At 37.1% G+C, this 11,831-nt stretch carries 12 protein-coding genes; 1 reads left to right on the top strand and 11 read right to left on the bottom strand.

Annotated features, from left to right (window positions below):
• Positions 1 to 353: 353 nt before the first annotated feature.
• Positions 354 to 557 carry a hypothetical protein gene (locus MHI34_RS11570; protein ID WP_036126744.1) on the top strand — a complete coding sequence of 68 codons (204 nt, stop codon included), beginning with the start codon at positions 354 to 356 and terminating at the stop codon, positions 555 to 557.
• Between the two features lie 84 nt (positions 558 to 641).
• On the opposite strand, the gene MHI34_RS11565 is transcribed toward MHI34_RS11570, so the two are convergent.
• The 11 genes from MHI34_RS11565 to MHI34_RS11515 form a co-directional block, all read right to left on the bottom strand.
• A complete protein-coding gene (locus tag MHI34_RS11565) occupies positions 642 to 1,184 on the bottom strand; it encodes an acyltransferase (protein ID WP_036126746.1) in 543 nt (180 codons plus the stop codon).
• Between the two features lie 6 nt (positions 1,185 to 1,190).
• Positions 1,191 to 1,832, bottom strand: coding sequence for a pyrophosphatase PpaX (ppaX, locus tag MHI34_RS11560; RefSeq protein ID WP_342503438.1), 642 nt, complete (start codon positions 1,830 to 1,832; stop codon positions 1,191 to 1,193).
• A 13-nt stretch (positions 1,833 to 1,845) separates the two neighbouring features.
• Entirely contained in the window at positions 1,846 to 2,667 is an 822-nt protein-coding gene (gene lgt, locus MHI34_RS11555; protein ID WP_036126751.1) for a prolipoprotein diacylglyceryl transferase, read from the bottom strand.
• A gap of 48 nt (positions 2,668 to 2,715) precedes the next feature.
• Positions 2,716 to 3,651, bottom strand: a complete 936-nt coding sequence (hprK, locus tag MHI34_RS11550; RefSeq protein ID WP_036126752.1) for an HPr(Ser) kinase/phosphatase — start codon at positions 3,649 to 3,651, stop codon at positions 2,716 to 2,718.
• Positions 3,652 to 3,789: 138 nt separating this feature from the next.
• Positions 3,790 to 4,107 (bottom strand): cytochrome c551, encoded by a 318-nt coding sequence (gene cccB / locus MHI34_RS11545; RefSeq protein WP_036126754.1) that lies wholly within the window; start codon positions 4,105 to 4,107, stop codon positions 3,790 to 3,792.
• Between the two features lie 48 nt (positions 4,108 to 4,155).
• On the bottom strand, positions 4,156 to 4,998 hold the full coding sequence (locus tag MHI34_RS11540; RefSeq protein ID WP_036128012.1) for a YitT family protein: 843 nt from the start codon (positions 4,996 to 4,998) through the stop codon (positions 4,156 to 4,158).
• A gap of 160 nt (positions 4,999 to 5,158) precedes the next feature.
• Positions 5,159 to 6,388, bottom strand: a complete 1,230-nt coding sequence (locus tag MHI34_RS11535) for an HDOD domain-containing protein (protein ID WP_036128015.1) — start codon at positions 6,386 to 6,388, stop codon at positions 5,159 to 5,161.
• 162 nt (positions 6,389 to 6,550) lie between these two features.
• Positions 6,551 to 7,198, bottom strand: coding sequence for a VTT domain-containing protein (locus tag MHI34_RS11530; RefSeq protein ID WP_036128018.1), 648 nt, complete (start codon positions 7,196 to 7,198; stop codon positions 6,551 to 6,553).
• Positions 7,199 to 7,448: 250 nt separating this feature from the next.
• Positions 7,449 to 8,996 carry a fatty acid--CoA ligase family protein gene (locus MHI34_RS11525; protein WP_036128021.1) on the bottom strand — a complete coding sequence of 516 codons (1,548 nt, stop codon included), beginning with the start codon at positions 8,994 to 8,996 and terminating at the stop codon, positions 7,449 to 7,451.
• Between the two features lie 142 nt (positions 8,997 to 9,138).
• Positions 9,139 to 11,073, bottom strand: a complete 1,935-nt coding sequence (locus MHI34_RS11520) for an ABC transporter permease (RefSeq protein ID WP_036128024.1) — start codon at positions 11,071 to 11,073, stop codon at positions 9,139 to 9,141.
• On the bottom strand, positions 11,045 to 11,821 hold the full coding sequence (locus MHI34_RS11515; protein ID WP_036128027.1) for an ABC transporter ATP-binding protein: 777 nt from the start codon (positions 11,819 to 11,821) through the stop codon (positions 11,045 to 11,047). Before MHI34_RS11515 ends, MHI34_RS11520 begins: the two co-directional genes overlap by 29 nt.
• Positions 11,822 to 11,831 lie beyond the last annotated feature (10 nt).

Raw genomic sequence — 11,831 nt, 5'->3', positions numbered from 1 at the left:
GTTTTACTGAGAATGAGAATATGTCTAAAATGTGACATGAAGATTATAAATCAACTAAAGTATTCACTAAAAAATTGAGAATGATTCTCTCTTATACAATTGTTGGAAAAAATTAAGTTTTATCAACAACCTATTCTCAATACAGTCACGCATATATTATATAGATATAATATTATTGAATGAAATATTAAAAATGATTCTCAATCTCATTATCAATAAGAATACCTTAATATCAATACTTTTATTGATTATTACTCTCATTCTATTTTTTCTTTTACTTTTTTAAAAGCTTAATATAGAATAGCATTAATAACAAAAAGCACCATATAAACTACACATTGGAGGGATTTATTATGGCATGTCCATTCGTACAACTAAGTGAGCAAATGATCGTAAGTATTTGTAAAGGTGAGTTTTACCCTGGCGACAAAGTAACACTTCATACAACAGAAGACATAGATGGGACTGCAATTAAATCAACCTTTGTTGAATCAACTTGCTTAGGTGATCACGACAATTGTGAATTCAAATCAGACTATGACGCAGCGCTTGCATAAATATTAAAAGCTACTCCAAAACCGGAGTAGCTTTTTAATATGAAAAAACTCACGAAGTATGTAGTCATACAACGTGAGTTTTTATTATTTTTTTGGTGTACACCATTCTACAACCTCATTGCGCTTACGCTCAGCCATTTGTTCAGCCGTATAAATAATTCGCATAGGATTGCCCCCTGCCAAACACCCTGCCGGCACATCCTTATGTACAAGGGTGGCGGCTGAAACAATGGCACCGTCTCCGATTGTTACACCTGGTAGAATCGTTGAATTTGCGCCAATCATTACTTCATTTCCAATATAAACATCACCTAAGCGATATTCCTCTATTAAATACTCATGCGCTAAAATTGTCGTATTAAAACCAATCACTGTATTTTCACCAATGAAAATACGTTCGGGAAACATGGTATCTGGCATGACCATTAAGGCTAATGAAGTTCGCTCGCCAATAGTCATGTTTAAAAATGTACGATAAAGCCAGTTTTTCACACGTAAAAATGGTGTGAAGCGTCCAATTTGAATGACAATGAAACACTTCATCACCTTCCAAAAGGACACCGTGTCATATATATTCCAAAGCGAATTGGCTCCTTCGACACGATAACGTTCTGTTTTACGCGCCATCTGCCCTTACCCCTCTTTCACAATATCCAATAAATCTGTCATATGCTGTAGCATATATTCTGGTTGATATTGCTGTAAGTATGCCTCACCTTTAATTGCCCAAGCAACACCTGCTGCTCTTACACCTGCATGATGCCCTGCTTCAATATCGTGCGAATTATCACCAATCATAATGGCATCTTCTTTGTCTATTCCTAAACGTTGTAAAGCAAGTAGTACTGGCTCTGGGTCAGGCTTCACATTTTTTACATCATCTGTGCCAATACGCACATCAAATAAATGTGTCGCACCCATAATAGAAAGCCCACGATCAATAGTCTCATTACGTTTTGTTGAAACGATAGCCAATCGAATACCCTGTGCTTTTAATTGCTCTAGTGTTGACACAACATCAGGATATTCGCTAACTAGTTCATCATGATGCTCTATATTCCAAGCGCGATAATTTGCGATCAAAGCTTCCTCTTCATCTGGTGCAATGTCATTAAATGTCTGTTTGAGTGATGGACCAATGAATTTCAAGCAATCTTTTGGCGAATATTGCCCGGGAAATCGCTCATTTAATACATGCATAAATGTTTGAATGATTAAATCATTCGTATTAAGTAACGTGCCATCAAAATCAAACAATAGTGCTTTAACAGCCATATTTTACATCCCCTTATTTATTATCCAAGTATTTTACGGCTGGCTTTACCTTTATTCTGCGATAAATAATGGCACCTAGTCCAACTACAATACCAATAATGGACACTACCTGTGCTGAGCGTAAATCGCCTACTAGGTAGAGACTATCTGTACGCATACCTTCGATATAGAAGCGACCAATAGAATACCAAACTAGATAGCTAAAGAAAATTTCCCCACGATTTAAGTTTACTTTACGTAAGACTAATAAAATGATAAGCCCAATCAGGTTCCAAACGGATTCATATAAAAATGTCGGATGTACATAAGAACCTAATTCTTCGATATACATTTGATTGATAATCCAATCTGGTAGCATTAGATTTTCTAAAAAGGCTTTTGATACTTCCCCACCATAAGCCTCTTGGTTCATAAAGTTGCCCCATCGACCAATAATTTGTCCAATTAAAATACTAGGTGCTGCAATATCTGCTACTCGTAAAAAGCTTACATTTTTTATACGAGTAAATATGTAAGCTGTGACAAATGCTCCAATAAGTGCACCATGGATGGCAATACCGCCATTCCAAATCTCAATGATTTTACCTGGATTTTCACTATAGTAATCCCATCGCATGGTCACATAGTAAATACGTGCACAGATGATGGATATAGGAACTGCCCATAACAATAAATCTGCCAGGAAGTCTTCAGGCAATCCCCGCTTAACGGCCTCTCTCTGCCCGACAATATATGCTAAAATGATTCCCGACACAATTAACAATCCATACCAACGAACCGGAATAGGCCCTAAATGAAAGGCAATCGGGTCAATCTGTAATAGTAGTAAATCCATCTTCTGCTCCTCTCAATATGTCATTCACATAATTTAGTTCACAACTGTTTAATCATCTAACTCATCATTAGATGAAATTACTTCATCTAAACGTCTTGAAAACTCCTCTGCTGCGTTTACGCCCATTCTCTTTAAGCGGTAATTCATCGCAGCCACTTCAATAATAACGGAAACATTCCGTCCTGGTCTTACAGGAATCGTTAGTTTGGTTAGTTCCGTATCAATTATTTTCATTTTCTCTTCTTCTAAGCCTAATCGATCATAAACTTTTTGCGGGTCCCAAATTTCCAGCTCAATAATGAGTGTAATCCGTTTATACGGACGCACTGCACTTGCACCAAATAGCGTCATAATGTCAATAATGCCGATTCCGCGTATTTCCAATAAATGCTCTAGTAAAGGTGGGGGACTACCAATTAAAAGGTTTTCTGATTCTTGACGAATTTCTACACAATCGTCCGCTACTAAACGATGACCCTTTTTAACAAGCTCAAGTGCTGTTTCACTCTTCCCAACGCCACTTTTACCAATAATAAGCACACCAATTCCATACACATCGACAAGCACGCCATGCGCTGCTGTCATTGGTGCTAAGCGTCCCTCTAAATAGTTTGTTAATCTACTCGAAAATTTGGTTGTCGTCATATGTGTTTTAAAGACAGGAACATGCTTTTCGTTGGAAGCCTGAATCAGCTCCTCAGGGACTTCTAAATCTCGAGAAATAATAATAGCAGGTGTATCTTGCGAACAAAGTAAACGCATACGCTCAAGCTTGACATCTGCTGGCAGCATTTCGAAAAAAGACAGTTCCGTTTTGCCAAGCAATTGGACGCGATTTGCCGGATAATGTGTAAAGTATCCTGCCATTTCAAGTCCTGGTCTTGAAATATCACTAGTGACGATCGTTCTTCCAATTCCTTCCTCGCCAGCTAATAACTCTAACTTAAATTTCTCCATAACATCTCTTGTTAATACTACGACCAATGAAAAAGCCTCCAATCAATGGATAAGGTTCTTCTTATTTTAGCATGTCTATGTCTAAAAGGAATGTATTTACTCTCAACACAGCGTTTACCTCCATAAAAAAACTAGCGGCTCTCCAGCCCGCTAGTTTTATAAATACTATTTTTGAGTTGCCAACCATTTGGCTACTGCCTCAGCATCTGCCCCTTTTACAACCCCTGGAGGCATACCGTTTTTACCGTTATTAATAATATCTAAAATTTCTGATTCAGATAAACGAGCACCTACGTCATTTAATGCTGGACCACTTGCACCTTGTAACTCGCCACCATGGCAAGAAACACAAGATTTCATGGCAATCGCTTCACCATCTGGCTCTGTAGCACCTTCATTATTACTTGCAGTTTTATCTCCGCCACCACATGCAGCTAAGAAGATTGCTGATCCGAACACTAATGTTAACATTGCTTTTTTCATTAGTACCCCTCCTCATAATAAATACCTTACGCCGCCATTATACCAAAATTATGCACGTTTGAAACCTTCTCCTAATACCTCATAAGCATCAGAAACGATGACAAACGCTGATGGGTCAACGCTTTTAATGAGTTGTTTCAGCTTTGTGAATTCTGTTTGATAAACAACAACCATGAGAACTGGTCGTGCTTCTCCTGTATAGCCACCGATTGCTGGTAACTTAGTTATACCACGATTGATTTCAGCATAAATGGCTTCTCTTACCTCATCTTGTTTCAATGTAATAATATAGACCATTTTAGATTGGCTAAAACCTAACTGAATGATATCAATCGTTTTTGTTGTAACATAAAGTCCAATCAGAGCATACAAACCTTTTTCTAAATCAAAAACAACTGCTGCACTAATTGCGATGATTCCATCAATTAACAGTACACTTGTTCCAAGCGACAACCCAGTAAACTTCGTTATGATTTGCGCTAGTAAATCAGTGCCACCAGTTGAAGCATTCCCTTTAAAGACCAGTCCTATTCCTAAGCCAACAACAATTCCACCAAAAAGAGCTCCCAGTAAAGCATTATCAGTCCAAGGCTCCCAGCTATTCGTTAACAAGACAATAAAAGGTAACGTAATGGTACCGATAAATGATTTAATCCCAAATTTTTTGCCTAGCAATAATACACCAGCAATAAATAATGGTACATTAAATGCATATTGAACAATTCCCGGATTCCATCCAAACAAACCATGCAAAATCGTACTAATGCCACTTACCCCACCTGAAGCGACTTGATTTGGTAATAAAAAAACATTAAAACCAATAGCAATTACTGCCGCTCCAACAATCACATACACATACTCCACAATGTTATCTCTCACATCATGTCTCATTTCCCCACGCCCACTTCAACTATCAGAATTTTTTAAAGACGAGATGATTATAGCAAATACTCTTCATATTGAGAACTTCATCTTGATGAAGGGAATATGCCATTGTGGAAATATAAAAAAAGCTATCTTAAATGAAACGTTAAGATAGCTTTTGCACAGTTTAAAATGATTTTTCAGCCCATTCCATGGCTTCATAATATAAATGATCAATATCAACTAGTGGAATATTCAACTGTGTCGCTAGCTCTTCTAGACGTGGCCAATCTAACTTCCCTAGTGCGATACTAAACTCTAGATAGGGTGTCATATCCGTTTCAATGCCCAAAATGGTGCTCGTAATATCCTCTGAGAACGGTAATTGTTGTAAAATGACCTCTATAGGTCTTTGAAGCAACGTATCAATGAGTGAAAACATGCCTACTAAGAAATATTCTGAGAAATTCTTTTTGTAAGAAAGCTTCGCTAGCTTTTCACAAACCTTTGCTCGGAATAAAGATGTACACAGCACTTCTTTAAAAAGATCAGAATTGGCGTCTATATCGATTTCTCGCATGGCCAATAAATAGATCCATTTTCGTAAATTTGATACGCCCAGTAACACAATGGCTTGTTTAATGGAGCGTACCTTCGATTTAGATCGTTTAGATGAATTATTAATCATTTGTAATAATTTATACGTCAATGAAATATCACGTTCGATATTTTCCGCTAATAATTGGATATTTGGCTCTTCTTCTTTTAATAAAGAGATGATGTGAATATATTGAATTGTATTCGCTGGAATGTCTGTTGCTCGTATTATTTGAGGTTGTTCAAAAAAATAACCTTGAAATAACACATAGCCAGAAGATTTAGCTACTTCAAACTGATGACGCGTTTCTACTTTCTCAGCGAGTAATTGAATGTTTGGAAACTTATCCTTTACTTTAACTTCAATTTCCATTCGTTTAACGATAGATGATGCTAAAAAATCAACCTTAATATAATCAATCTGCTCAAATAATTCATCATAAATTTCCACATGCTCATCCATAATAAAATCGTCTAAAGCAATTTGGAACCCATGTTTTTTTAGCTCAATTACACGTTCCACTAACTGAGGAGTAAGTGGAACATCTTCTAGTATCTCAATCACAACCTGTGAAGGATTTAAAAATTCATGAATGGAGCTCATCAATAAGTTTTCAGTAAAATTAACAAAACCCGGTTTACCTTTTGTTACCTCTTCAAAACCAATTGAAAGAAATGAGTTCACAAGTACGTCAATCGTTGCTGCATCTGAATCGACCATTGGAAAGGCATTGACGTTTTTGCCACGATATAATAATTCATAAGCAACTACCTGCTCATGAAGATTAAAAATAGGCTGTCTGCCAATAAATACTTCCATTTCGCTGCCCCCATTTCTTCATATTCTAGTAATATATAGTATATCATTTTTACGACCTGTTGTTTATACTTCACACTAATTTAGTATGGTCACTATTAGACATATAACACAAGAAAGGACAGTCCTAGTGATGATCCATTGATCACTTTAGGACTGTCCTCATTATTTACCTACTCTAGATTTGATAGCACCAATAACTGCAGGCACAACTGATATAAAGATTATCAAAATAAGGACAACCGAGAAGTTATCTTTAATAATAGGAATATTACCAAAGAAATAACCTAGTAATGTACAGCTGAATACCCATAATATTGCACCAAAGATATTATAAAATAAGAAATAGCTATATTTCATTTTACTTGCACCCGCCACAAACGGGATAAATGTACGAATAAATGGCATGAAACGAGCTATAACAATCGTTTTCCCACCATGTGTATTAAAGAATTTTTCAGCTGCCTCCATACGTTCTTTTTTAACAACTCTTCCGAGGAGGCTCTTTGGAGGGATTGATGTTCCTACCTTATGACCAATATGATAGTTCATCGTATCTCCTAAAATAGCTGCTGCTAAAAATACAGGAATTAAAATCCACATATCAAAGGCACCCATTGCAGCTGCTAATGTTCCACTTGCAAATAGCAATGAATCACCAGGTAGGAATGGGAAAATGACAACGCCTGTCTCTACAAAAACAATCGCAAATAAAATCAGATAACTCCAATTGCCAAAATCACGAATAATTTCTTCTAAATGCACATCGATATGCACAATAAAGCTTATTAACTCCTTAATGAGTTCTAACATGTTTTTGTATGCTCTCTTTCAATAGTATTTTTACCTAAAAGCTTTGACGTAGCTTCACATCAAAGGGTTCCAGTTTTGTACGTCTTTTTACATTACTTCCTCACTATATGACAAGCTCTTGAAAAGTATGTAGAAGATTTCACATGTTTGATTTTATCACTTACAGACAACTACTCTCAACTGATTTTACTATTATACGAATAATGTACATAAAAAAAAGCTACCATTTTTCAATAGTAGCTATACTCGTTTAAACTTTTTCTTTTAATGAACGTCGTAATATTTTCCCTGTCGTGTTTTTCGGAAGTTCATCCAGTATCTCAATCATCTTTGGCACCTTGTATTTCACCATATGCTTGGCACAATAAGATAGCAGATCTTCTGTCGTAGTGGCTGCTACTTCTTTTAACACAACATATGCATGTACAGCTTCCCCTAAGTTAGGATCTGGAAAGCCTACCACCGCCGCCTCTACAATATTATTATGGGCAAACAGCACTTCCTCAACCTCACGAGGATAAACATTAAAGCCACCTACAATAATCATATCTTTTTTGCGATCGACAATGTAAAAATAGCCTTCTTCATCTACCCTAGCTAAATCCCCTGTATAGAGCCAGCCGTCGCGAATGGCCATGGCCGTTTCTTCAGGCATTTTATAGTACCCCTTCATCACATTAGGGCCACGTACAATCAGCTCGCCAACTTCGCCAACAGGTACTTCCTGACCGTTCACATCAACCACTCTATTCTCCACATTGCTTATCGATGTACCGATAGAGCCAGCTTTTCGATCACGATCAAGTGGATTAAAGCATGTAACAGGCGAAGCTTCCGATAAGCCGTATCCCTCTGACACACGCACATTAAATTTCTGTTCGAAATTATGTAAGAGTGCAACAGGTAAAGATGCCCCACCTGAAATGGCCAAACGAATTGTCGAGAAATCTTCAGGATCACCTTCAGGTAATTGATACAAGAAATTATACATGGTTGGAACACCAGCAAATACCGTTGCTTTTTGCTCTCTCGCTAAAGCAAAAATTTCAGTAGGGCTAAAGCGAGGTGTAAGTAAAACTGTTGCTCCGCTTAATAAAGGCGCATTGACCACAACCGTTAAGGCAAATACATGAAACACTGGTAATGTAGCAATGACGCGATCATCTGCCTTGATTCCTAAATAATGGGCAACATCACGAGCATTTGAATACACATTGCCATGTGTCAGCATAGCACCCTTTGGACTACCTGTAGTTCCTGAAGTGTATAAAATAATAGCATTGTCATCATCTGCAACTTCCACAGGCTCTAAAGATTCAGCAGCAGTGGCGATGACCTGTGTAAATAAATGCGTTTTTTCTTGTGCTTGCGGTGATAACGCTGCCATTTTTTCCGCTATATCTGGCGTCGTTTCACAAACTATAAATGTGCTTACTTGTGGAAATGCTTGTACACCCTTTTCAACTAATGGAAGCAAAGCGTCGAGTGCAATGACTGCTTTTACATCCCCGTTATGCAAAATATAAGAAATTTCATCTGGTGTATAGATTGGGTTAACTGGTATTGCTGTTGCCCCTAAACGCATTGTTGCATACAAGGCAATTAAATAGTGTGGCGTATTGCCGAGTAAAAACGCCACATGGTCCCCTTTTTCAACACCTAAATCTTGTAATCCCTTTGCAAAACGACCAACTGTATGCTCAAATTCCCCGTAAGTTGTATCTTTCCCCATAAAATGATACGCAACTTTTTCCGGCTGCTCTGTTGCCTGTTGGCGAACACGTGAAACTAAATTCAATTACACCATCCCCTTATCGTATAAAATGAATCGTTATTCAGTAATATTATATAAGAAATGTATCTAAAAGACAATGAATCTTTTTATTTCATGTCATAAATTACGTTAAATAATTCATTTTTTTCTCTTTTAAACAAAGACATCATGAGCGGATATGTGAGATGTAACGCCAACGAATTAAATAAAAGTAGACTACTTGTATTAACACAAAGAAGCCAAAAGCAAAGAATACTTCTTTTACAATCGAAATATTTGCTATGTCTCTCAAAATACCTTGTACCATTAGAAAAGCAAAGGCACTATGCATCATTGCAACACCCCAAGGCAAAAAGAATTGAGGAAATAAATGACGATTAACAAGCTTTTTCAGCTCCGCATCAGTTAAGCCCATGCGCTTTAACACATCAAATTTACGCTTTTCACGTTCAAGTGATGTATGCAATTTAAAATAGATAAAGCTCCCAGCCGCAAGTAAAAATACAGTGGCAACCAATACACCCACTAAAGTAAATAATGAGTAGGTAGCTAGTATATAAGAATAATTTAATCCTGCATTTTCAAAGTAAAATGGACTAAATTTATCCTTTTTAAGAAAATATAAATTGGATTCTAGATGGTCTATAGCCCTCCCGATATCTTTTGTTTCCATCCATTGTGGTATAACGAATGTAAATAGATGATAACTAGGTTGAATAATATCTTGATCAGAGATCGGATGAATCAGCTTTGCGAAGTCCTCATCACTAATGACAATTGAATTGACACTTACAATTGAACCTGGAAACACTATTTTTGGATAGACACTATCGATGGTAATCGGAATATTATTCTCTTCTAAAACGGTGTGCACAATTCTATTTTTTAATTTTTTTAACGAATCCTCTGAATAAGGGATAAATACTGCCTCACCAGCTCCCAGGTTCAGTAATGGATAACTATACGAAGAAAGCAAAACATTCATATCGGACTCTCGAAATACCTCCACTTCATTTCGAGTGAAAGAAGAGGTTTGCTTCACTACAATAAAACGGGACAGCTGATAAGATAAACCTTTCTCCTCTAATTGCAGTCGCAATGAATTGATATGCTCTCGCTCAAATGGATTATCCACATCTCCTTTATAAACCAGCCCTAATGGATTTAAGCGATCATATTGAGTTGTATAGGAGGACATAGTAGCTAAAACGCCCACAGACAAAAAGGCAAGTGTTGATACCATCGTAACAACGAAAAACATTTTCACATTATCCATCATAATATGGGTTTGTTCAGCTAGTGAGAGAAGACGGTAACGTTGCCAATGAAACTTGCGTTTTCCACGTGCTAAATCTAAAAAGCACGGGACGGAATCACTGAAAAAATAATATGTGCCGAATGTTGCTGAAAATGGTATTAATAAAGTTAGCCAGATGAATGCCGTATGTCCTACAACAAACGCTAAAATATACGTCGTTAAAATTAAAGCAATACCGTAAATAGCTCGGATTTTGGAATAGGTTGTTAAGCTATTTACATAATCACTGCCTTTAATAAGATCTCGTAATTTTCTCTCTCGTGTAAAATACACACTAATAAATGAAATGACGACAAACGCACTTGTAAAAACACCAATTGTTAGTAAAAACGGCTGCCAGGAAACATATAATGGTAATTCATCTAAATGCAAAATTTCTCGTACGATCATAAAAAAGAATTTTGAAAACGAGAAGCCAAACACGATACCTACAATAATAGAGCCTGACCCAATAATCATTGTCTCTAAAAAGACAAGTCTATTCATCTGGCGCTTTTCCATTCCTAAATGCAATAAAATGGCGAATTCATGGGATCTTGCCTCTAAAAAGGCACTCATGGAATAATACAAAAAGAATAATGTAAAGAGGACGAGAACAATTTCAGCACCCACCATCCCGATAAGTGATACCTCTCCTAATATCCCGCGCTCAATATCAGGATGAAACATTAGCATTGAATAGATAAAAAATACAGCCACAGAAAAAAAGCTTGCCATGAAAAAGGCACCATATATCCGGCTGTTCCGCACGACATTACGGTAAGCGAATTGTCGAAAGGTCACCTACTTGCCCTCCTCCTAGTAAGCTCAAAACATTTAATATACGTTGGAAAAACATTTGACGACGATCATCTCGATAAATTTCATTGAAAAATTCACCGTCTTTAATGAACAACACCCGATCACAATAGCTAGCTGCAATCGGATCATGTGTGACCATTACAATCGTCGTTTGTTTATCCTGATTGACTTTTGTTAGCAGTTCGAGCACATCACGTGAAGAATTCGAATCTAAATTACCCGTAGGCTCATCCGCTAAAATCAGACTCGGATTATGGATAAGTGCTCGACCAATAGCCGTTCTTTGTGCCTGTCCACCAGATATTTCATTTGGACGTCTATGAAGGAAAGAAGTTAAGTCGAGCTTTTCTACAATACTAGCTAGACGTTCCTCCATTACTTCTAAAGGCTGTTGGTCTAATGTTAGTGGCAGCACGATATTTTCCTCGACCGTTAGCATGTGCAAAAGATTGAAATCCTGAAACACAAAACCGAGCTGTCTTCTTCTGAAGTAAGCAAGCTCAGTTGCATTTAATTTATGTGGATTCATGCCATCCAGTATGATTTCACCGCTAGTAGGCTCATCAATTGTCGAGATAATATTCAGCAAGGTCGTTTTGCCACTTCCGGAAGGTCCCATAACAGCTAAAAACTCCCCTTCTTCTACATCAAAGCTCAACTGATTTAATGCCCTATGTGTCACTTTACCTTCATATACTTTTGTCACATCTTTAATTTGTAAAATAGGCATACGTCATTCA

It is taken from the genome of Lysinibacillus sp. FSL L8-0126 (genome assembly GCF_038630385.1).
Lineage (GTDB): Bacteria > Bacillota > Bacilli > Bacillales_A > Planococcaceae > Lysinibacillus > Lysinibacillus fusiformis_D.
Note: the sequence above shows the minus strand (reverse complement) of the source record. Positions and strands in the feature narration are given on the sequence as shown.

Coding starts and splice junctions, on each gene's coding strand:
- MHI34_RS11515 (WP_036128027.1), bottom strand. CDS start 11,821: ATGCCTATTTTACAAATTAAAGATGTGACAAAAGTATATGAAGGTAAA.
- MHI34_RS11570 (WP_036126744.1), top strand. CDS start 354: ATGGCATGTCCATTCGTACAACTAAGTGAGCAAATGATCGTAAGTATT.
- cccB (WP_036126754.1), bottom strand. CDS start 4,107: ATGAAAAAAGCAATGTTAACATTAGTGTTCGGATCAGCAATCTTCTTA.
- MHI34_RS11535 (WP_036128015.1), bottom strand. CDS start 6,388: ATGGAAGTATTTATTGGCAGACAGCCTATTTTTAATCTTCATGAGCAG.
- MHI34_RS11530 (WP_036128018.1), bottom strand. CDS start 7,198: ATGTTAGAACTCATTAAGGAGTTAATAAGCTTTATTGTGCATATCGAT.
- MHI34_RS11540 (WP_036128012.1), bottom strand. CDS start 4,998: ATGAGACATGATGTGAGAGATAACATTGTGGAGTATGTGTATGTGATT.
- ppaX (WP_342503438.1), bottom strand. CDS start 1,832: ATGGCTGTTAAAGCACTATTGTTTGATTTTGATGGCACGTTACTTAAT.
- MHI34_RS11565 (WP_036126746.1), bottom strand. CDS start 1,184: ATGGCGCGTAAAACAGAACGTTATCGTGTCGAAGGAGCCAATTCGCTT.
- lgt (WP_036126751.1), bottom strand. CDS start 2,667: ATGGATTTACTACTATTACAGATTGACCCGATTGCCTTTCATTTAGGG.